The sequence below is a fragment of the Bradyrhizobium liaoningense genome, assembly GCF_018130785.1.
In the GTDB taxonomy this organism is placed as follows: Bacteria; Pseudomonadota; Alphaproteobacteria; order Rhizobiales; family Xanthobacteraceae; genus Bradyrhizobium; species Bradyrhizobium liaoningense_A.
On record NZ_JAFCJT010000005.1, the window covers coordinates 252,727 to 273,162 of the forward strand.

Consider the following 20,436-nt stretch of genomic DNA (forward strand, 5'->3'; position numbering starts at 1 on the left):
AACAGGCAGTAAATCGGGCCGCGAATCAGCCTTGCGGTTGCTCTTCGGACCGCTCTTGGGACGCCCCTTGGGGCGGCGGGACGTTGGCGAGATACCAGTCGCGCAGGTGAGCCAGCGCGGGATGTGCCAGCGAGCGCTGGAGATAGGTCCAGATCCGCGGCTGGTGGCGCAGATAATGCGGCTTACCGTCGCGGCGGTTGAGCCGGGCGAACGTGCCGAGCAGGCGTGTGTTCCGCTGTGCCGACATGATCGCATAGAGCTCGGCGAAGCCGGCCGCATCGAAGCTCGCGTCGTCCGCGCGCCGCGTCTTGATGTAGCGCGACAGCAGTGTCAGCTCGAGGGTCTCAGGGACGTCGATACGCGCGTCCTGCAGCAGCGACACCACGTCATAGGAGTGCGGCCCGAGCACGGTGTCCTGGAAGTCGATCGCGCCGACGCGCGCCATGCCAGTTCGATCGGCAAGCCAGATCAGATTGGGCGAGTGGTAGTCGCGGATGATCCAGGTTTTTGGTGCGGCCAGCGGCTTCTTCAGCAGCTCGCGCCACATCGCGAAGAATTCCGCGCGCTTCTCGTCGCTCAGTGGCGCGTTGCGATCGGGCAGATACCATTCCGGCATCAACCCGATCTCGATCAGCAGCGCCTCGGTATCGAAGACTGGAATCGCGTAGGTCTGATCCGCCAGCGGCAATGTCTCCGGCAATATCTTGCTGTGCAGCGCGGCCAGCACGTCGGTTGCAGCCTCGTAGCGCTCGGGAATCGGGCGCGGCGGATTGCCCTCGATCACGCCTTCGCTGCCAAAATCTTCGGTGATCAGGAAGCCGTAGTCGAGATCGGAATGATGGATCGCCGGCGCGGAGATGCCTTGCGTGCGCAGGCCTTCGTCGATGGCGACGAAGGGCTTTACGTTCTCGGCGAGATGCACCGCCGCGCTGTAGGATTTTCCGTTGTACATCGCAGCGCCGTCAGGCCGCTGCGGAAAGTTCATGAGGATGACGATCTCGTCGTCACGCCGAAGTCGTGCATAGGAGCGGGTCGAGGCATCGCCGGCCATGCGCTTGCGCGTCGCGTCGATATAGCCTGAGGCGTCGAGGAATTCGCGCAGCGCCTTCAGCCGCGCAACGGTCGCCGCGCTCTTGCCGTATCCGGTGATGTCGGCGGCGCGCGCATTCGAGCCCAGCGCCGGCCGGTGCGCCAGCGCGATGTCGATGCGGTCTTGCGGCATCGCCGAGGGCGCACGCTCCGGCCATTCGATCAGGACAAGCGTGGCATCGGGAAGCGGCGACAGCCCGATCTCCTCGAGCTCGCTCTCATCCTCGACGCGGTAGAGGTCGGCATGCATCACAGGGAATGGCGGCAGCTCGTAGCCCTGCACCAGCGTGAAGGTCGGGCTCGGCACTTCCAGCGCCTCGTCGTCGGCGAGGTAGCGGATCATGGCCCGGGCGGCTGCGGTCTTGCCGGCGCCGAGATCGCCTGTGAGGGTGATGACGTCACCAGGGCCGACCAGCAGCGCGAGATCGGCCATCAATTGCGCAGTGGCAGTCTCGTTGTGAAGCGCAACGGATAGTTTGGTTGGTTCTGTCATTCGGCGGCGTCGCGATGCGCCGCCTGGTCGGTCGGGAAGTCGCAGATCACGACCGTGCCCCTGCCCACGATCGAATCCACCCGCACCTTGCCGCCATGCAGCTCGACGAAGGAGCGCACCAGCGACAAGCCGAGCCCGGCGCCGCGGTGACGCGACCCCTGCGAGCGGCTTTCGAACCAGTTGAACACCTTGTCCTTCATGTCGGCGGGTATTCCAGGCCCGGAATCTGTCACAGTGAAGACCACGCTGCGTTCGGTGCGGCGTGCGCTGATGCCGACGGTGGAATCCTGTGGAGAAAACCCGACGGCGTTGGCGAGGAGGTTATAGAGCACCTGCACCACGCGCTTCTCGTCGCCGATGAAGCTGCCGATATCGGGCGCGATCTCGACCTTGAGGCGGATGCGGTCGGTGGCGAGCCGGTCCTGGATGCCCTCGGCGGCGAGCTCGATGGTCTTGCTGACGTCGACCGGGCCGAGTTCCAGCTTCATGGCGCCGGCGTCGATCGTGGCGAGATCCAGGATGTTGTTGGTCAGCGCCAGCAGGGCGTTGGTGGATTTGGTGACGTAGTCGAGATATTCGGCCTGTTTCGGCGTCAGCGGCCCGGTCGAGGGATCGCTGAGGAAATGCGCGAAGCCGATGATGGTGGTGAGCGGCGAGCGCAGCTCGTAGGAGACGTGGTGGACGAAATCCACCTTCATCTGGTCGGCGGCCTCCAGCGCCTCGTTACGCTCGCGCAGCGCACGCTCGACATTCTCGGTGTCGGTGATGTCCTGGAACGTCAGCATGGTCGCGCCGTCATGCAGCGGACGGATCATGCCGTCGAGCACGCTGCCGTCCTTGCGTTCGAGCTTCAGCGGCACGTCGGCGCGGCTCTCGATCGAGGTGACGGCCTCGCGGATCTGCCGCCAGACCACGGGGTCGTCGAACAGCTGATGGCACCAGCCTTCGACCGTCTGGATGTGCGGCTCGTCGCGCATGGCGTCGCTCGACAGCTTCCACATCCGGACGAAGGCCGGGTTGAACAGCTGCGCCTTGCCGTTGCTGCCGAACACCGCGACGCCCTCGGCGAGGCTGTCCAGCGTCTCGCGCTGGACGCGGATCATGCCGTCGAAGCGGCGGGCGAGCTCGAGGCTTTCGGTGACGTCGTCGAACAGATAGGTGACGCCGCCTTCCGGATTCGGCGTGGTGACGACGGAGAGCGCGCGGCCGTCGGGCAGATACCAGGTGTCCTTGGCGGTCTCGACCGCGCGATAGGCTTCGTGCAGCTTGGCCTTCCAGGCGCGGAAGTCCGGCTGCTCCGGCAATTTGCGCGCGGCGCGGAGCTGGTCGAGCACGCTGGAATCATCAGGATCGGTGTCGAGGAAGGTGCGGTCGAGGTCCCACAGCCGACGGTAGGAATCGTTGTAGAAGGCGAGCCGGCGGTGGCCGTCGAACACGGCAACGCCAGAGGAGAGCTGGTCCAGCGTGCGACGATGCGCCTCCGCCATCCGCACCAGCGCCGAGCTCAGCGCATCCGCCTCGCTGGCATCGATGGCGACGCCGACATTGCCGCTGCCGACATTGACCGCGCGGACGTCGTAGATGCGCCGCTCGCCACCGATCACGATCGGCAGCCGCGAGGTGAAGTTGGCCGCGTCCTTCAGGCTCCGCTCCATCGCGGTCCGGTCGGCGCTGTCGAGCAGCTCGAGCTTGCGCTGCTGGGCGTCGGTGGCGCTGTTCGCCTCGGTCGCGCGCACATAGGCCGGATTGGCGTAGGTCAGCGCGCCGTTCTCGGCCTTGGCCCAGATCGGCCAAGGTGCGGCGGCGGCAAAGCCGCGCAGCATCTCGGTCTCGTCGGAGAGCGCCTTGTAACGCAGATTGGTCTCGGCCAGATCGCGCCGGAGTCCGGACAGTTCACGAATCCTGACAATGGCCTGGCCGCCGATGGCGCGGCCGATCGCCTCCAGCGTATGGCCGTAAGCGGTGGTCAGGGTCAGCTGGAACCCGTCGCCGCGGTCGCGCAGCGCATCGACTGCGTGATCCATCTGGAGCGCCGGTTCCGGCGGCAACCATGTTCCGAACGCGAGGATGCGCTGGGGGGAGGAATCGCGCGGCAGCACCATGGAGAGGTCGCCGGAAATCTGCGCGCGGTTGTCGCCGGCCGGCCAGGAGATCAGGATCTGCGGCTCGGCAAACAGCAGTGCGCCGAAGCGATCGGACTGGAGCTGCAGTTCCCCGATTCGCGCGCGCAGCCGCGCCTCGTTGTTCGCCGTGCGCACCCGCGTGCGCATCAACAGGATCGCCGCCACGACCGAGAAGCCGAGCAGCGCGAGCGCAGTGGCCAGCACCGCGAGCTCCTGCCGGTTGAAGTCCAACAATATGGAAAGTGTGTCGACGAGATCGGCAGCCTCGGCCGGCGCAGCCGGCAGCAGCGCCGCAAGAGCGCCTCCCAACAAGCCGTTGCGCGCCAACGATGTGCACGACAGCAGCGTCCGACGCATCGACACGATCACGCCTGACATAGTTGCCCCAAGATCGCACAGATTTGCGCGCGGCGACCCCCGTCGCGCGCGAATCAAACGACAATACCCCCACCGCGACTCAACCGGTAAGAGTCCAGATCGTGAACGCAAAGGCGGTCCCACAAAAATGCCGGGCGCGCGGTTCCAATTCACGTAATTCTTCGGTGATTCGGCTGGAACTGCCGTGCGTTAGCGGCCGGTCGAGCCGAAGCCGCCGGCGCCGCGATCGGTCGCGGACAATGTCGCCACGGGAACCAGCGCGGCCTGGACCACCGGCGCAATCACCATCTGCGCGATGCGCTCGCCGCGCTTGACCACGAAGGGCGCCGCGCCGTGATTGATCAGGATCACCTTGATCTCGCCGCGATAGTCCGCGTCGATCGTGCCGGGCGAGTTCAGCACGGTCACGCCGTGCTTGGCGGCAAGTCCCGAGCGCGGCCGCACCTGCGCCTCGTGGCCAGGCGGCAGCGCGATCGCAAGGCCCGTCGGCACCAGCGCATATTGGCCGGGGGCGAGCGTCATCGGCTCGCTGTCGGGCATCGCGGCCATCAGGTCGAGACCGGCGGCATCATTGGTCTGGTAGGCTGGCTGCGGCAGGCCATCGGCATGCGGCAGGCGTTGCAGTTCGACCGTGACTTTCGTGCTCAAGATGCCGGCTCCCGGGATTTGTCGGTCACGCTCTTGACGACATGCGCGACCAGCTCGATGGCGACCTGTTCCTTGGTCATCACCGGCCAGGAATCAACAGCGATCTCGCCGCCCTCCTCACCATTCTTGCGACTGATCAGATGCACGGTGTTGCGGTCGCCGCCCATCACGCCGGTGGCGGGCGAGACATCGTTGGCGACGATCCAGTCGCAGCCCTTGCGGGCCAGCTTGGACTTGGCGTTGTCGATGAGGTGCTCGGTCTCGGCGGCAAAGCCGATCACCAGTGGCGGGCGCCTGTCCGTCAGCTTCGAGATCGTCGCGAGGATGTCGGGATTCTCGATCAGCTGAAGCGGTGGCATGCCGGCCGAGGTCTTCTTCAGCTTCTGCTCGCCCTCACTGGCAACCCGCCAGTCGGCGACCGCGGCAGCGAAGATCGCGATGTCGACCGGAAGCGCCGCCTGCACCTGGTCCAGCATCTGCCGCGCCGACTCCACGCGCTTCACGGTCACGCCCTGGGGATCGCTGAGATCGACCGGGCCGCTGACCAGGATCACGTCGGCGCCCGCGGCTTGCGCGGCGGCGGCGATGGCAAAGCCCTGCTTGCCGGAGGAGCGGTTCGCGATATAGCGCACCGGATCGATTGGCTCGTGCGTGGGACCTGCGGTGATCAGCACGCGCTTGCCGGCGAGCGGGCGCGGCACCGGCGGCCGCAGCAGCCGCTCGGCGGCGGTGGCGATCTCGATCGCCTCGGACATGCGGCCGATTCCGGCTTCGCCCGCCTCGGCCATCTCGCCGGAATTCGGGCCGATCAGCACCACGCCGTCGCGCTGAAGCTGCGCGATGTTGCGCCGCGTCGCCGCATTGTTCCACATCAGCGGATTCATCGCCGGCGCCAGCAGCACCTTGCGGTTGGTCGCGAGCAGGATGGCGCTGGCGAGATCGTCGGCATGGCCATTGGCCATCTTCGCCAAGAGGTCGGCGGTCGCGGGCGCGACGACGATCAGGTCGCAGTCGCGCGCCAGGCGAATGTGCCCGGCGTCGAACTCGCTCTGGGGGTCGAACAGGTCCGTGTAGACGCGCTCATGCGACAGCGCGCTCACGGCCAGCGGCGTGACGAATTGCTGCGCCGCCTTGGTCAGGACGCAGCGGACCTCGATACGACGCTCTTTCAGCCGGCGGATCAGGTCGAGCGACTTGTAGGCCGCAATCCCGCCGCTGATGATCAGGGTGACGCTGGCCTCGGGGAGGGCGCCGCTCCGTTGGGGCGTGGGGGCGGTGGATTGGGCCGGCGGCACCGCAAACGGCGTCAGCGGCTCCTGACGGCCCTCGATCAACTCCCGCAGGATGACCCGGACCTCTTCCTCGACCGACCTGCGGTTCTTGGCCGAGCGTAATCGAAGATAGGTTTTGACGCCGTCGTCGAGCTTGCGGATGGTCAGGCTTGCCATGACGCCCTCCAGCACGGAATGATAGCGATGCTATCATTTGTGTGATTGCAGTGCAATCACAAATTCCGGACGGCGATCAGGATCCCGATGAAGGTAGCGGCGATGATCCAGAGCGCCACGGTGCGCCAGCGGTTCTTGCGGCCTTCGCTGCGCCCCATCGCGGCGATGCTCTCCGGCGACAGCCCGATGCCCTCCCGCGTCATGGTCTCGAGCTGCTCGAGCACCGCGACCGAGCGTTGCGCAATGTCCGGCAGGCGCATCAGCACGCGGGCGAGGTCGCCGCCGCCGGCAAGCGCACCCTGCACCCGGCCGATCGGACCGAGATTGCGCTCGATCCATTCGCGCACCACGGGATCGGCGACCTTCCAGATGTCGAGCCTGGGATCGAAGCCGCGCGCCACGCCCTCGACCACCACCATGGTCTTCTGCAACAGGATCAGCTCGGGCCGCGTGGTCATGTCGAACAGGCCGGTGACCTCGAGCAGCAGCGTCAGCAGCCGCGCCATCGAGATCTCTTCGGCCGTGCGGTTGTGGATCGGCTCGCCGATGGCGCGGATGGCTTGCGCGAAATTCTCGACCGAGTGATGCGCCGGCACATAGCCCGCCTCGAAATGCACTTCGGCGACGCGGCGATAATCGCGCGTGATGAAGCCGAGCAGAATCTCTGCAAGGAAGCGCCGCTCCTTCATCCCGAGCCGGCCCATGATGCCGAAATCGACCGCGACGAGACGGCCGGTGTCATCCAGGAATAAATTGCCCGGATGCATGTCGGCGTGGAAAAAGCCGTCGCGCAGCGCGTGGCGCAGAAAGCTCTGGATTACCTTCCGGCCGAGATCGGGCAAGTCGACCTGCGTCTCTGCCAGGCGTTTGTGATCGTTCAGCGCGATGCCGTCGATCCACTCCATCGTCAGCACGTTGTGCGTGGTGCGGTCCCAGTCGACGGCCGGCACGCGAAAATCAGGATCGTCGCGCGTGTTCTCCGCCATCTCCGACATCGCCGCAGCCTCGAGCCGCAGGTCCATCTCCATCGCGACCGAGCGCGACATGGTGTTGATGACCTCGATCAGGCGCAGGCGCCGCGCTTCGGCCGAATAGGCCTCGGCCTTGTGCGCGACGAAGAAGAAGTCGGAGAGGTCGCGGCGGAAGCGCGCGGAAACGTTGGGCCGCAGCACCTTGACCGCAACGGGCTTGCGGATTCCGTCGCGCGATACCTCGCCGCGATGGACTTGCGCGATCGAGGCGGCCGCGACCGGCGGGCCGAGGCTCGCGAACACGTCCTTGAGCGGCCGCTCCAGCGAGGTCGCGATCGCGGCTTCCGCTTCGGCCTGCGAGAACGGTGGCAGGCGGTCCTGGAGGCTTTCGAGGTCGCGCGCGATGGCGACGCCGACGACGTCGGGGCGCGTTGCCAAAAATTGTCCGAGCTTGAGGTAGGCTGGACCCATCCGGGTCAGCGCGCGCGATATCCGCGGTCCATGCTTCGGGCCGCGCCGCTCGATGATGCGCGCAAGCTTCAGCGCGAGCTGTCCGGGCGGCGGCACCAGGCTCGGATCGACCGAGCCGAAGACGCCTTCGCGCGCAAAGACGAGCGCGGCGCGGATCAGGCGCGCAATGTGGGTGAAGGCAGAGATCACAAACGCCAGCCCGAATGCAGTGCGACGATGCCGCCGGACAATGTCTGCCAGCTGACGCGGGCGAAGCCGGCGTCGCGGATCATGTCGGCAAAGGCGTTGGGTTTTGGAAACTTGCGGATCGATTCGACGAGATACTGGTAGGACTCGGCGTCGCCCGTGACCATGCGGCCGAGCGGCGGGATCACCTTGAACGAGAACAAATCATAGATCCGGTCGAGCCCGGGCATCTCGACGGTGGAGAATTCCAGGCACAGGAAGCGGCTGCCGGGCCTCAGCACGCGATAGGCCTCGCGCAGCGCCAGGTCTATCCGCGGCACATTGCGAATGCCGAAAGCGATCGTATATGCGTCAAAGCTGCGGTCGGCGAAGGCGAGCGCTTCGGCATTGCCCTCGACGAAATCGACCTGGGTCTCGAGATGCCGCTTCGCGGCACGCTCGCGGCCCACGGCCAGCATCTCGGTGTTGATGTCGCAGACCGTGGCATGGAAGCCGGGACCTGCCGCCTTGGCAGCGCGGAACGAGATGTCGCCGGTGCCGCCGGCGACGTCGAGCAGCGCGAACGGCCGGTCGCCCCGCGGCGGGTTGAGCGCGTTGATCATGATGTCCTTCCAGACCCGGTGCAGGCCACCGGACATCAGGTCGTTCATCAGGTCATAGCGCGAAGCCACGCTGTGAAACACATCGTTCACCAGCGTCTGCTTGTCCCCCAGGGGGACGTCCCTGAAGCCAAAATGCGTGGTTTCGCCCGGCCGATCCATTACTCTACTCCACAGGGCGGACCATAGCCTGCCCGCCGCAATGGCGCTATCACACCGCCCTCATAAGGTGAATGCCTGACCATGCCCGAATTGCCCGAAGTCGAGACCGTCCGCCGCGGCCTTCAGCCCGTCATGGAGGGTGCGAAAATCCTGGTCGCGGAGGCCCGCCGGCCCGATTTGCGCTTCCCCTTCCAGCCGGACTTCGTGGCCCGGCTGAAGGGACAGGTCGTCACGGGGCTCGGCCGCCGTGCAAAATATCTCATGGCCGATCTCGCCTCCGGCGACGTGCTCCTGATGCATCTGGGCATGTCGGGCTCGTTCCGCGTCATCAAGCCGGACAACGACGCTCAGCCTGGCGAGTTTCACTACCCGCGCGGAAAGGATTCCACGCACGACCACGTACTGTTTCGGATGTCCTCGGGCGCCGACATCGTGTTCAACGACCCGCGCCGTTTCGGTTACATGAAAGTGATCGCGCGCAGCGCGCTCGACGAGGAGCCGCTGCTCCGCGGGCTCGGCCCCGAGCCGCTCGGCAACGAATTCGACGACGCCATGCTGGCGCGGTCCTGCGAAGGCAAGACCACGAGCCTGAAGGCCGCGCTGCTCGATCAGCGCGTGGTCGCGGGGCTCGGCAACATCTATGTCTGCGAAGCCTTGCATCGCTCGCATCTGTCGCCACGCCGGATCGCCGCCACGCTCGCGACCAGGAAGGGCGAGCCGACGGACCATGCGAAGAGGCTGGTCGGTGCGATTCACACCGTGCTGAACGACGCCATCAAGGCCGGCGGCTCCAGCCTGCGCGACCATCGCCAGACCTCGGGCGAGCTCGGCTATTTTCAGCACTCGTTCAAGGTCTACGACCGCGAGGGCGAGATCTGCAAGACACCGCGCTGCGGCGGCACGATCAAGCGCTTCACCCAGAACGGGCGCTCCACCTTCTGGTGCCCGAAATGTCAGAAGTGAAGATCGGGCCTGCCGCCGATAGGCCGTGAGTCTCGGCGAGGGCGACGACGCGACCACGCCGTCATTGCGAGCGCAGCGAAGCAATCCAGAATCCCTCCGCGTAAAGACCCTGGATTGCTTCGCTGCGCTCGCAATGTCGAGGACGATGGTTGCTCGCCTAAAAAACGCGAAACGAAGCAATCCGGCCGGGCTGGTGGCCGGATTGCTTCGTCGCTTGGGCTCTTCAACCGGATAGGTGAAGACCCCGTCTGACGCCTGAGCGATCGCCCCGCTCAGGACGCCAGTGCCGTGGTCTCATCCGCCGAAAGCGCGGCGGCGATGTGCAGCATCCCGTCGGCGGCCGAGATGACCTGGTCGATCAGCACATTGGTGGTGGCTTCGAGCTCGAGCCGGGTCTCGATCCAGCGCCAGAGGCCGCAGATCTCGTCCGCCGACTTGCCGTCCGGGGCGAGCTCGCTGACGGCAAGGCCGCTCAAGAGCGCGTCCTGATGATCGTTGCGCATCACGATCAGCGGGCGTGCGAGCACCTCAGCGAGATCGAGGGCTGCTTCCTCGGCGAGGGTGTTGGCGGCGTTGTCGATGCGCTGGCCGCGGATCGGCGTCTGGTTCAGCACGAAGCTGTAGGGCCGCTTCCAGGCGCGCGCGACGCTGAGCGTCGAGATGGTCGCCTCGATGTCGGCGACGCTCGGGCGGGCCGGGATCAGGCAGAGGTCGGAATGGCGGATCGCGGCGGTGGTTGCGGCGCTGAGGCCGGCCGCGGTGTCGACGATCGCGAGCTGGAGGCCGCTGTCGGCCAGCATCTTCAGGCGCGGCTCGATATCGGCGGCGTGATAGATCGGTTCGACGACGGGATCGTCATTGTTGCGGCGGCGTTGCCAGTTGGACAGGGTGCCCTGCGGGTCGGTTTCGATCAGGCGGACGGTGAAGCCGGCCTGCCTGGCTGCCAGCGCGAGGCCGATGGCGAGCGTGCTCTTGCCACTGCCGCCCTTTTGGGTGGCCAGTACGATCGTGTGCATGGAAAGTGGAATCCTTTGGAGTGCCTGGGTCTTTGGGGTAACGCCACGCGAACGTGCATCGCTTCTCGATGCTGAGCTCTTCTCGCTCAGGACGTGCCCTGCCCGATCCAAAGGGGACCGCGGATGTCCGAATCAACGCTGACGATGATGGCAGAATCGGGAATGCCAGCTAATCCGTACCAATACTGGACCTGTCATCGCGCGTATGATGTGCTTGCCGCCGTGAATAAAAGGGGCAGGCGGCATGGGTGGAAACTGGCGCGACCGGACGGCGACGATCTTTGACTGCCAGAAGATGCCGGCGGTCTCGAGCCGCGGCATGGTGGTCAGCAACCATCCGCTGGCCTCCAGCGCCGGCGCCGAGATGCTGGCCGCGGGCGGCAACGCCATCGACGCCGCGATAGCAACCCTGTTCACGCTGACCGTGGTCGAGCCGATGATGGTCGGGATCATCGGCGGTGGTATGGCGCATATACGTCTGGCTGACGGCAGCCACCGCTTCATCGACGGCCAGAGCACCGTGCCAGCGGCGGTGCGCGACACCACCTACACGTCGAAGCCGGGTTCGGCCCATGACGTGTTCGACACCGTCGGCAACGAGAACCTCAACGGGGCGAAGGCGGTCGCCACGCCGGGCTCGCTGAAAGCCTGGTGCGAGACGCTGCGCCGGTTCGGCACCATGTCGCTCGCCGACGTCATGCAGCCCGCGATCAAGCACGCCGCGCGCGGCTATGCGGCGACGCCGTACTTGCACGAATGCATCAGCGAGAGCGCCGCCGAGATGCGCAAGGACAAGCCGATCGCGGCGATCTATCTGCCTGATGGCGAGCCGCTCAAGGTCGGCGAGCGCGTGGTGCAGGCCGAATATGCCGAGACCTTGCGGTACATCGCCGACCACGGCGAGAAGGCGCTTTATGAGGGTCCGCTCGGCGACATCCTCGCCGACTACATGGAAAAGGCCGGCGGCTTCATCCGCCGCAACGATCTCACCAGTTACAAGACCGTCGAGCGGCAGCCGATCCGCGCCGACTATCGTGGCTGGACCATCTTTGGCCCCCCGCCGCCCGCGGCCTCCGGCGTGCACATCGCGCAGATGCTGAACATTCTGGAGGGCTACGACATCGGTGGCCTCGGCTTCGGCACCTCAGAGACCATCCACTATCTCGCCGAAGTCCTGAAGATCGCCTTCGCCGATCGCGCCGCGGCCAGCGGCGATCCAGATTATGTCGGCGTGCCCGTCGAGCGGCTGACGTCGAAGGCCTATGCCGAGCAACGCCGCCGCGCCATCGATCCGGCGCGGGCGCAGGCCTGGGGCGCCGGCGTCTCGCAGCTCGAAGGCGCGCACACCACGCACATGACGGCGGCGGATGCCTTCGGCAACGTGGTCGCGACCACGCAGACCATCAACAATCTGTTCGGCGCCAAGATCATGATTCCGGGCCTGGGCGCCATCGCCAACAATTACATGAACCTGTTCGATCCGCGCCCCGGCCATGCGCTGTCGCTGGCGCCGGGCAAGCGCGTCACCACCTCGATGTCGCCGATGATGGCGCTCAATGGCGGCAAGCTGCGCTATGCGCTCGGGCTACCGGGCGGAAAACGCATCTTCCCCAGCGCGATGCAGGCGCTAGTCAATCTGATCGACCACGGCATGAGCCTGCAGGAAGCGGTCGAGGCGCCGCGGGTCTGGACTGAAGGCAACGCGCTCGAGGTCGAGCAGACGATGCCGGAGACCGTGCGCGCGAAGCTCGCGGGGCTCGGTCACAAGGTCCAGCCCGTCGCGACCGTGGCGGGTGGCATGAACGGCATCGCCTTCCACGACGACGGCACCATGACCGGCGCTGCCTGCTGGCGCGCGGACGGCACGCCGGTCGGGATCTCCGGCGGGCTTGCGAAGCCCGGGATCAGGTTCAGGCTGAGTTAGCGACACACAGGCGGTGCGCACCTCTCCCGCTCGCGGGAGAGGTGATGACCGTGGCAACGCGCCTCCCTAGCGCATCACGAACGGATTAGCCGGCACGCCCGTGGCGGTCGAGATCCAGACGCTCTTGGTCTCCTGATATTCGCGTACCGCGTCGATGCCGTTCTCGCGGCCGACGCCGGAATGCTTCATGCCGCCGAACGGCATCATGTAGCTGATGGCGCGATAGGTGTTCACCCACACGGTGCCCGCGCGCAGCTGTTTCGGCACGCGGATAGCGCGTGCGAGGTCGCGAGTCCAGATGCCGGCGGCGAGGCCGTAGATCGTGTCATTGGCGATACGGATGGCGTCTTCCTCGGTATCGAAGGCGATGATCGAGAGCACCGGGCCGAACACCTCCTCGCGCGCGATCCGCATGGTGTTGTCGACGTCGGTGAAGATCGTCGGCTCGACGAACTGGCCGCCGATGATGCCTTCGCCGGAGGCCGGCTTGCCGCCAAGCAGGCAGCGCGCGCCTTCCGCTTTGGCGATGTCGATATAGTCGAGGATCTTCTTGTACTGCGCCGGCGTCGTGACGGGACCGATGTTGGTGTCGGCCTGCATCGGATTGCCGATCTTGGCGGAGCGTGCGATGTCGAGCAGGCGATCCACGAACTTGTCCTTGATCGAGCGCTGCACCAGCAGGCGCGATCCCGCAATGCAGGTCTGTCCTGTGGCAGCGAAGATGCCGGAGACGGCACCGGCGGCGGCCGTGGCGAGATCGGCATCCTCGAACACGATGTTGGGCGACTTGCCACCGAGCTCGAGCGAGACCCGCTTCAGGCTGCGCGCCGCGGTCTCGTAGACCCGCGCGCCCGTTGTGTCTGAACCCGTGAAGGTGATTTTGGCCACGCCGGGATGCGCGATCAGCTCGCTGCCGATCTCGGGGCCGAAGCCGGTGACGACGTTGAAGATGCCGTCGGGAATGCCGGCCTCCTTCGTCAGCGCGGCGAATTCGAGCGTGCTCGCCGAAGTGAATTCCGACGGCTTGACGACCACGGCGCAGCCCGCGGCGAGCGCCGCCGCGCACTTCCACGCGACAAAGAGCAGCGGCGAGTTCCAGGCGGTGAGTGCGGCGACGACGCCGACCGGCTCGTGCGTCGTGTAAGCAAAGGTGTCGGCCTTGTCGATCGGCACGAGGCCGCCTTCGAGCTTGTCGACCAGCCCGCCATAGTACCACCACCATTCGGGATGGTAGCGGAGCTGGCCGAGCATCTCCGCCATCAGCTTGCCGTTGTCGCGCACCTCGATCTCGGCGAGACGCTCGGCGTTCGCGGCGACGAGATCGCCGAGCTTGCGCATCACCTTGCCGCGGGCGGATGCCGTCATCTTCGCCCACGGGCCGCGCCACATCGCCTCGTTGGCGGCTTTCACGGCCTTGTCGGCGTCGGCAGCCGATCCGCGCGGAATCTTTGCCCAGGGCTTGCCCTGATAGGGATCGACCGAATCGAACCACTCGCCATTGGCGGGATCGACATAGGCACCATTGATGTAGAGCTGATACGTCTTCATGAAGTCCTCCGGACGGACGCATTATGATTGCGGCTGGAAGGGAGGCTATCACGGCTTCCGTGGCTTCGTTGCGGCGAAGCCAATCACAAAGTCGCGGCTGCTCCGTGCTTGCCGCGCCTACTTCCGCACGCAGATCACGCGCACAACAGCGGCCTTCGCATCCGTCGACGTGCCATTCGCAGTGACGGCGTTCGCTTTCAGGAAATCGCGCACCGTTTCTGCGGACACCATCACCGCCTGTGACGCCGGCACCGATGTCGCGGGCCCCGCGACCATCGCCGGCTTCAACAGCGCGACGCCGACGAACTTGCCGTCGCTGTCGATGGCCGGGCTGCCGGAGAAGCCGACCGCCGGTGGAGGCGACAGCGCGGAATCGCTTGATGTGACCGGAGCCAGCGCGCCCTTGAGGCTCGACACGCCCGCAGCGCCGCCCTGGCTCTGCGGATCGGCGATGCCGACGACATCGACGCTCGTCTTCGCCGCGCCGCCGGTGAGGCTGAGCGGCTTCAGGCCGCGCGCGCCATAGATGTGCAGGAGCGCGAGATCGTGCTCCTTGTCCTCGGCGAGACGGTCGGCGCTGCCGTAGCCGGCAATGGTGATCGCGAGACAGCTATCGGTGACGAGGCGGTCCGTGACAATCGCACCGTCGTCGCTGACGACGATGCCGGTGCCGTACTCGACGGTCTTGCGCGGCGGCGGTCCGGCCTGCGGTCCCGTCGGAAATGCATTGAACGCGCTCGACATCGCGATCACGACCGGCTCGACCGTGTTCTCGGTGGCCTGGTCGTAGAGGATCGTCATGGTGCGGACTTCGTCGCCTTTAAAGGTGCCTCGCACGTAGAATTTCTTGAGGCCCTGCAATCCCGACAGCACGAAGAAGTCGGGCTTCACCACCGTGTAGTCGACCTTGCGCCCGGACGGCTCCTTCTCCAACTCGGCGAGTTTCGCCGTGGTCGGGTTCGCCTCCTTGCGGCGGCTCAGCAGCACCTGCACCGTGCCGGTCGGCGAAGTCCATTTCGAGCCGTTCGCATCGGTCGCCTGCTGCGGCACCAATTTGCCGGGGATACCGAGCCGGGCGCCGCTGGTCGGCTCCATCACGATCTTCCAGCCGACGCTCTCCTGCTTCCGCCGCGCAGTCTCGGCGAGCGCAGCGCGCTCCTGCGGATTGAGCACGCCGGTCGGCTTGGCTCCCTTGGCCTTTTGATACTCCTTGATCGCCTCGACCATGCGCGCGCTGACGTCGCCGGTGATGGCGCCGTTATATTGGCCGACCCAGGCGAGGTCGGACTGGAGCGACAGCCGTTCCGCCTGCCCCATCGCATCAGCCGTCGCCGACGGTGTCTGCATTGCGGGAGGCCGGATCGGCACGGTCTGGACCGGCTTCGGCTTGGTGCCGGGGACCTCTGGCGTCGTCATCTGGGCGCTCGCGCCTGTGGCAGCCGTCAACATCAGTGTTGCCGCAAGCATCGATCTCATGACAAATCCAGCGAGCCCATTGAACGTGCCGCCATTGAAGCACATCTCGTTGGTCGCGAACAATGTTGGGGTGGTTCAGGTGGTGCGCCTCCTCACCATGAGGGCTTGAGAGAACGAAGGACGACGATGCTGAGCCCGGACGAACTCGAACGCTATGCCCGGCATATCGTGCTGCGCGATGTCGGCGGGCCGGGCCAGGCTGCGCTGAAGCGGGCCTCCGTGCTGGTGGTCGGCGCCGGCGGGCTCGGCGCGCCCGCGCTGATGTATCTGGCGGCCGCCGGCATCGGCACGCTCGGCGTGGTCGATGACGACGTGGTCTCGCTGTCGAACCTCCAGCGCCAGGTGATCCATACGACGCCCGATATCGGACGGCACAAGGTCGAGAGTGCGGCCGAGCGGATCTCCGCGCTCAATCCGCATGTCCGCTTCGTCGGCCATGCCACCTGGCTCAACGCCGACAATGCGCTGAGCATGATCGGAGACTACGATCTCGTGCTCGACGGCTCCGACAATTTCTCGACGCGTTATCTGGTCTCGGACGCTTGCTTCTTCGCGAAGCGGCCGCTGATCACGGCGGCGCTCGGCACCTTCGACGGCTCGCTCACCACCATCCGCGCGCATGAGAAGAACGAGCAGGGCGTGTTCAATCCGACCTATCGCTGCCTGTTTCCGGAGGCGCCGCCGCCCGGCACCGTGCCGGCCTGCGCGGAGGCTGGCGTCATGGGTGCGCTCGCGGGCGTCATGGGCTCGATGATGGCGCTGGAGGCGATCCGCGAGATCGTCGGTTTCGGCGACGGCCTCGTCGGCCGCCTCCTGATGATCGATGCGCGCGCGATGCGCTTCGAGACACTGCGCTACGCCCGCGATCCGGCCAATCCGCTCAATGGCGACGGGCCCGTGATCACCGATCTCAGCGCCCATCGCACCTGATCGCGGCCGTTACGTCGTGGCCGGCTTCTCGCTGTCGAGATGCGCCATTTGCTCGGCGGCATAGCGCGTGCCGGAAGCGACGTCGGGCGGAAATGCCTTGGCCAGCGCAGCGAGATAAGCTTGCGTCAGCGTCACCTTGGTCGCGCCGAGCGCCTCGGTGAGACGGTTGCGGGTGCGCGCACCGACCAGCGGCACGATCTCCTTGCCTTGCGCCGCCACCCAGGCGATCGCGACCTGCGCCGGCGTCGCGCCGATCTCTGTCGCGATCGCCCGCAGGGATTCCACCAGCGCGAGATTGGCGTCGAGATTTGCGCCCTGGAAGCGCGGCGTCATCAGCCGGTAATCCTTGCCGGTCTTGCCGGAGTCCTTCGACCAATGGCCGCTGATCAGGCCGCGCGCCAGCACGCCATAGGCGGTGATGGAAATACCGAGCTCGCGGCAGGTCTTGAGGATGTCGCGTTCGATGCCGCGCTCGATCAGCGAATATTCGATCTGGAGATCGGCGATCGGATGCACGGCGTGCGCGCGGCGGATGGTGTCGGAGCCGACCTCGGAGAGGCCGATATGCCGGACGTAGCCCGCCTTCACGAGATCGGCGAGGCCGCCAATCGTCTCTTCGATGGGAACGTTGGGATCGAGCCGGGCCGGACGGTAGACGTCGATATAGTCGGTGCCGAGGCGCTGCAGCGAGTAAGCGAGGAAGTTTTTGGTCGCAGCCGGCCTGGTGTCCATTCCGGCGAACTCACCGGCGGGACCACGCAGCGCGCCGAACTTGACGCTGATCTGCACTTTTTCGCGCGGCGCATCCTTCAGCGCCTCCCGCACCAGCATCTCGTTGTGGCCCATGGCGTAGAAATCGCCGGTATCGAGCAGCGTGATGCCGGCATCGAGCGCCGCGTGCACCGTGGCGATGGCCTCGCCGCGATCGGCGGGGCCGTAGACCTCGGACATGCCCATGCAGCCGAGGCCGAGGACGGAGACGGTGGGGCCGGTTGAACCGAGTTTGCGCTGTTCCATGATGGCTCTCCTCAAAAAAAGCGCGGCTGATGGAGCCGCGTGACGAGGCCAGATATGCGCCCGACCGATTAGGCCGATAAGCTGGACAATCAAGAATAGCTTGTTCACCATAGCGAACAATGACCGAGCCCGATCTGCGTGATCTCGACGTCTTCGTGGCGGTCGCCCGCACCCGCAACTTCCGGCGTGCGGCGGTCGAAATTCGTGTGTCCGTGTCGAGCCTTAGCCAGCGACTCCGGGACCTGGAGGAGCGCCTCGGCGTCCGCCTGATGAACCGCACCACCCGCAGCGTCGCCCTGACCGAGGCGGGTGAGCTGCTGTTGTCGCGCGTGGCCCCGGCGCTGCGCGATGTCGGCGATGCCCTGGATCAGGTCCGGGGCCTGCGCGAGGTGGCCTCGGGCCGCCTGCGCATCAACGCGCCGCCGCCGGCGGTGGACCTCGTGCTGGCGCCGATGGTCGGGCCGTTTCTTCAGGCCCATCCGCAGGTCGATCTCGACATCGTTTCCGAAAGCGGTTTCGTCGATATCGTGAGTGGGGGCTACGATGCCGGCGTGCGCTATGGCGAGCACCTCGCGCAGGACATGGTCGCGATCCCGCTGAGCGGCCCCCAGAGTTATGTCGTCGTCGCGTCGCCGGCTTACATCGCGCGTCGCGGCAAGCCGAAGCATCCGAAGGATCTGCTCGACCATGACTGCATCCGCGCGCGTTACTCGAGCGGCGTCATGCACGATCTGGAGTTCGAGAAGGCTGGCCAGCTCGTGAAGGTGGATCCGCCGGCAAAGCTGATCTCGACCAATATGGGCCTTGCCATGCGCGCTGCGCTCGACGGCGCCGGTATCTGGGCAACGCTCGATGGCTATGTCGGCGATGCCCTGAAATCCGGCGCGCTGGTCAGCCTGATGGAAGACTGGTGCGAGCCATTTCCCGGCCCGTTCCTGTACTATCCGAGCCGGCGCCAGACGCCGCCCGCGCTACGCGCTTTCATCGATTTCGCCGCGGATTGGCGCAAGCGCGAAACGCGCGGCAAATAAACCTCAGAGCATGCTCGGCAGCACGCGATCCGGCGGCTTGTGCGCGTCGAGGAAGGTGCGGATGTTGATGATCACCTTCTCGCCCATCTCGACGCGGCCCTCGATCGTGGCCGAGCCCATATGCGGCAGCAGCGTCACCTTGCCGGCCTTGGCGAGCCGCACCAGCTTCGGATTGACCGCGGGCTCGTGCTCGTAGACGTCGAGGCCGGCGCCGCCGATCTCGCCGCCTTCGATCAGCTTGATCAACGTGTCCTCGTCGGTCACCTCGCCGCGCGCGGTGTTGACGATGTAGGCGTCCTTGCGGATCAGCTTCAGCCGCCGCGCCGACAGCAGGTGATAGGTCGCCGGCGTGTGCGGGCAGTTCACCGAGATGATGTCCATCCGGGCCAGCATCTGGTCGAGGCTTTCCCAATAGGTCGCGCCAAGCTCTTCGGCGATCTTCGGCGCGACGGGGCGGCGATTGTGGTAGTGGATCTGGAGGCCGAAGGCGCGGGCGCGGCGCGCGACCGCCTGGCCGATGCGGCCCATGCCGATGATGCCGAGACGCTTTCCCCCGATACGGTGGCCGAGCATCCAGGTCGGCGACCAGCCGGGCCAGGGCTTTCCTTCTGTCAGGATCGAGGCGCCTTCGATCATCCGGCGCGGCACGGCCAGGATCAGCGCCATGGTCATGTCGGCGGTGTCTTCGGTCAGAACTTTTGGCGTGTTGGTGACGGTGATGCCACGGGCATGCGCGGCCTCGACGTCGATATTGTCGACGCCGTTGCCGAAATTCGCGATCAGGCGGAGCTTGCAGTCGGGCTGGTTAACGATGTCGGCGGTGATGTGGTCGGTGACGGTTGGAACCAGCACGTCGGCGGTGCGCGCGGCTTCCGCGATCTGCTCGGCCGACATCGGTGTGTCCTCGAGATTGATCCGCGCGTCGAACAGCTCGCGCATCCGGGTCTCGATCGAGTCCGGCAGTTTGCGCGTCACCACGACGAGGGGCTTTTTCTTCACCGACATGTCCTGCCCTCATGAGGCGTTGCAGGCCGCCTCTGTCGCCAAAGGCCGGCCGTTGAGGCCTCATTAACCCGGTTGTTCGACACTGCCTTTGCCGTGTCGTCCCCGGCGTTTCCTTCAAGCTCTCCCGACATTTCCGGCCGGAAAATCGGGGCAAACTGGTTGTTCAGATGTCCGTCCTCTCTAGCAGAAGGCCGGGCCAAGACAAGAACCACGGGTTAAGGCTTCGGGAACACGGGGAAGGGGCTTGCGCGGCAGGTTTGGAATTTGGGGTGAGGGCGCGGCTCGGCGGGGTCCTCGACAGGAGACGGGTTGATGGCGTTGGGGCGTTTTTGTTCGGTGATGGCGCTCGTTTGCACCTGGTTGAGCGCCTCGGTCAGCCCCGGGCATTCGGCGAAGGACAGCACCCCCCAGACCGCGAGCGGCCTGCCGGTGCCACGCTATGTCAGCCTCAAATCGGATCATGTGAACGTCCGCGCCGGCCCGACCAAGGACAATGACGTCGCCTGGGTCTACACCCGCGCCGGTCTGCCGGTTGAAATCACTGCCGAGTTCGAGAACTGGCGCCGGGTGCGCGATTCCGAAGGCGCCGAGGGCTGGGTCTATCATTCACTGCTGTCGGGCCGCCGCACTGCGGTCGTCACCATGAAACACAAGGACGACCTGGCGCCGATCTACGACCGCGCCGATCTCGACAGTGCAGTTGCGGCCAAACTCCAGGCCGGCGTCGTCACGCAGGTCAAGAAGTGCACTGCAAACTGGTGCCGCGTCACCGGCAACGGCTTTGACGGCTGGATCCAGCAGGAGCGCCTCTGGGGCGTCTACTCGGACGAGCAGGTCAACTGATACCGTAGGCAGAAAGGGCGAGCTGCCGCTCCAGCATCGTGCCCGGGCGTAGCCGTCCGAAGGCCGGCGTCGGTTCCGCGTGCCTATGACCCGGGCATCCACGCGTTTCTGGCCT

At 66.1% G+C, this 20,436-nt stretch carries 16 protein-coding genes; 5 read left to right on the forward strand and 11 right to left on the reverse strand.

Annotation, left to right across the window (positions count from 1 at the left end; translation table 11 throughout):
- Nucleotides 1–25 precede the first annotated feature (25 nt).
- The 6 genes from tsaE to ubiE all read right to left on the reverse strand — a co-directional run bounded on the left by tsaE (nucleotide 26) and on the right by ubiE (nucleotide 8,568).
- On the reverse strand, nucleotides 26–1,582 hold the full coding sequence (tsaE, locus tag JQ627_RS15520; protein WP_212485034.1) for a tRNA (adenosine(37)-N6)-threonylcarbamoyltransferase complex ATPase subunit type 1 TsaE: 1,557 nt from the start codon (nucleotides 1,580–1,582) through the stop codon (nucleotides 26–28).
- The gene (locus JQ627_RS15525; protein WP_212485035.1) at nucleotides 1,579–4,083 is read right to left on the reverse strand and encodes a PAS domain-containing sensor histidine kinase; all 2,505 of its coding nucleotides are present in this window, start codon (nucleotides 4,081–4,083) and stop codon (nucleotides 1,579–1,581) included. Before JQ627_RS15525 ends, tsaE begins: the two co-directional genes overlap by 4 nt.
- A 189-nt stretch (nucleotides 4,084–4,272) precedes the next feature.
- Complete coding sequence (dut, locus tag JQ627_RS15530) at nucleotides 4,273–4,731, reverse strand: dUTP diphosphatase (protein ID WP_212485036.1); 459 nt, start codon at nucleotides 4,729–4,731, stop codon at nucleotides 4,273–4,275.
- The gene (gene coaBC, locus JQ627_RS15535) at nucleotides 4,728–6,179 is read right to left on the reverse strand and encodes a bifunctional phosphopantothenoylcysteine decarboxylase/phosphopantothenate--cysteine ligase CoaBC (protein ID WP_212485037.1); all 1,452 of its coding nucleotides are present in this window, start codon (nucleotides 6,177–6,179) and stop codon (nucleotides 4,728–4,730) included. Before coaBC ends, dut begins: the two co-directional genes overlap by 4 nt.
- 56 nt (nucleotides 6,180–6,235) lie before the next feature.
- Nucleotides 6,236–7,810 (reverse strand): 2-polyprenylphenol 6-hydroxylase, encoded by a 1,575-nt coding sequence (gene ubiB, locus JQ627_RS15540; RefSeq protein WP_212485038.1) that lies wholly within the window; start codon nucleotides 7,808–7,810, stop codon nucleotides 6,236–6,238.
- On the reverse strand, nucleotides 7,807–8,568 hold the full coding sequence (gene ubiE, locus JQ627_RS15545; RefSeq protein ID WP_212485040.1) for a bifunctional demethylmenaquinone methyltransferase/2-methoxy-6-polyprenyl-1,4-benzoquinol methylase UbiE: 762 nt from the start codon (nucleotides 8,566–8,568) through the stop codon (nucleotides 7,807–7,809). Before ubiE ends, ubiB begins: the two co-directional genes overlap by 4 nt.
- An 81-nt stretch (nucleotides 8,569–8,649) precedes the next feature.
- Between ubiE and mutM the strand changes: the two genes are divergently transcribed.
- Nucleotides 8,650–9,531 carry a bifunctional DNA-formamidopyrimidine glycosylase/DNA-(apurinic or apyrimidinic site) lyase gene (gene mutM, locus JQ627_RS15550; RefSeq protein WP_212485041.1) on the forward strand — a complete coding sequence of 294 codons (882 nt, stop codon included), beginning with the start codon at nucleotides 8,650–8,652 and terminating at the stop codon, nucleotides 9,529–9,531.
- Nucleotides 9,532–9,803: 272 nt separating this feature from the next.
- Here mutM and JQ627_RS15555 read toward each other — a convergent pair whose 3' ends face one another.
- Entirely contained in the window at nucleotides 9,804–10,547 is a 744-nt protein-coding gene (locus JQ627_RS15555; protein WP_212485042.1) for a ParA family protein, read from the reverse strand.
- A 244-nt stretch (nucleotides 10,548–10,791) separates the two neighbouring features.
- Between JQ627_RS15555 and ggt the strand changes: the two genes are divergently transcribed.
- Entirely contained in the window at nucleotides 10,792–12,471 is a 1,680-nt protein-coding gene (gene ggt, locus JQ627_RS15560; RefSeq protein ID WP_212485043.1) for a gamma-glutamyltransferase, read from the forward strand.
- A 66-nt stretch (nucleotides 12,472–12,537) separates the two neighbouring features.
- Here the strand turns inward: ggt and JQ627_RS15565 are convergent, their stop codons facing one another.
- Both JQ627_RS15565 and JQ627_RS15570 read right to left on the reverse strand, forming a co-directional pair.
- Complete coding sequence (locus JQ627_RS15565) at nucleotides 12,538–14,019, reverse strand: aldehyde dehydrogenase (protein ID WP_212485044.1); 1,482 nt, start codon at nucleotides 14,017–14,019, stop codon at nucleotides 12,538–12,540.
- A 117-nt stretch (nucleotides 14,020–14,136) separates the two neighbouring features.
- Nucleotides 14,137–15,495, reverse strand: coding sequence for a serine protease (locus tag JQ627_RS15570; RefSeq protein ID WP_212485045.1), 1,359 nt, complete (start codon nucleotides 15,493–15,495; stop codon nucleotides 14,137–14,139).
- Nucleotides 15,496–15,621: 126 nt separating this feature from the next.
- Between JQ627_RS15570 and JQ627_RS15575 the strand changes: the two genes are divergently transcribed.
- Nucleotides 15,622–16,425, forward strand: coding sequence for a molybdopterin-synthase adenylyltransferase MoeB (locus tag JQ627_RS15575; protein WP_014490947.1), 804 nt, complete (start codon nucleotides 15,622–15,624; stop codon nucleotides 16,423–16,425).
- Nucleotides 16,426–16,434: 9 nt separating this feature from the next.
- Here JQ627_RS15575 and JQ627_RS15580 read toward each other — a convergent pair whose 3' ends face one another.
- Nucleotides 16,435–17,442, reverse strand: a complete 1,008-nt coding sequence (locus tag JQ627_RS15580) for an aldo/keto reductase (RefSeq protein ID WP_212485046.1) — start codon at nucleotides 17,440–17,442, stop codon at nucleotides 16,435–16,437.
- A gap of 119 nt (nucleotides 17,443–17,561) precedes the next feature.
- Between JQ627_RS15580 and JQ627_RS15585 the strand changes: the two genes are divergently transcribed.
- A complete protein-coding gene (locus JQ627_RS15585; protein WP_212485047.1) occupies nucleotides 17,562–18,473 on the forward strand; it encodes a LysR family transcriptional regulator in 912 nt (303 codons plus the stop codon).
- 3 nt (nucleotides 18,474–18,476) lie between these two features.
- Here the strand turns inward: JQ627_RS15585 and JQ627_RS15590 are convergent, their stop codons facing one another.
- Complete coding sequence (locus JQ627_RS15590; protein WP_028149823.1) at nucleotides 18,477–19,478, reverse strand: D-glycerate dehydrogenase; 1,002 nt, start codon at nucleotides 19,476–19,478, stop codon at nucleotides 18,477–18,479.
- A gap of 312 nt (nucleotides 19,479–19,790) precedes the next feature.
- Here JQ627_RS15590 and JQ627_RS15595 point away from each other — a divergent pair, with 312 nt between their 5' ends.
- On the forward strand, nucleotides 19,791–20,321 hold the full coding sequence (locus JQ627_RS15595; RefSeq protein ID WP_071908916.1) for an SH3 domain-containing protein: 531 nt from the start codon (nucleotides 19,791–19,793) through the stop codon (nucleotides 20,319–20,321).
- Nucleotides 20,322–20,436 lie beyond the last annotated feature (115 nt).

What these genes read in the sequence shown, in the direction of transcription:
- tsaE (WP_212485034.1), bottom strand. Translation starts at nt 1,582, where the DNA reads ATGACAGAACCAACCAAACTATCCGTTGCGCTTCACAACGAGACTGCC.
- JQ627_RS15525 (WP_212485035.1), bottom strand. Translation starts at nt 4,083, where the DNA reads ATGTCAGGCGTGATCGTGTCGATGCGTCGGACGCTGCTGTCGTGCACA.
- coaBC (WP_212485037.1), bottom strand. Translation starts at nt 6,179, where the DNA reads ATGGCAAGCCTGACCATCCGCAAGCTCGACGACGGCGTCAAAACCTAT.
- ubiE (WP_212485040.1), bottom strand. Translation starts at nt 8,568, where the DNA reads ATGGATCGGCCGGGCGAAACCACGCATTTTGGCTTCAGGGACGTCCCC.
- mutM (WP_212485041.1), top strand. Translation starts at nt 8,650, where the DNA reads ATGCCCGAATTGCCCGAAGTCGAGACCGTCCGCCGCGGCCTTCAGCCC.
- JQ627_RS15555 (WP_212485042.1), bottom strand. Translation starts at nt 10,547, where the DNA reads ATGCACACGATCGTACTGGCCACCCAAAAGGGCGGCAGTGGCAAGAGC.
- ggt (WP_212485043.1), top strand. Translation starts at nt 10,792, where the DNA reads ATGGGTGGAAACTGGCGCGACCGGACGGCGACGATCTTTGACTGCCAG.
- JQ627_RS15565 (WP_212485044.1), bottom strand. Translation starts at nt 14,019, where the DNA reads ATGAAGACGTATCAGCTCTACATCAATGGTGCCTATGTCGATCCCGCC.
- JQ627_RS15570 (WP_212485045.1), bottom strand. Translation starts at nt 15,495, where the DNA reads ATGAGATCGATGCTTGCGGCAACACTGATGTTGACGGCTGCCACAGGC.
- JQ627_RS15575 (WP_014490947.1), top strand. Translation starts at nt 15,622, where the DNA reads ATGCTGAGCCCGGACGAACTCGAACGCTATGCCCGGCATATCGTGCTG.
- JQ627_RS15580 (WP_212485046.1), bottom strand. Translation starts at nt 17,442, where the DNA reads ATGGAACAGCGCAAACTCGGTTCAACCGGCCCCACCGTCTCCGTCCTC.
- JQ627_RS15585 (WP_212485047.1), top strand. Translation starts at nt 17,562, where the DNA reads ATGACCGAGCCCGATCTGCGTGATCTCGACGTCTTCGTGGCGGTCGCC.
- JQ627_RS15590 (WP_028149823.1), bottom strand. Translation starts at nt 19,478, where the DNA reads ATGTCGGTGAAGAAAAAGCCCCTCGTCGTGGTGACGCGCAAACTGCCG.
- JQ627_RS15595 (WP_071908916.1), top strand. Translation starts at nt 19,791, where the DNA reads ATGGCGTTGGGGCGTTTTTGTTCGGTGATGGCGCTCGTTTGCACCTGG.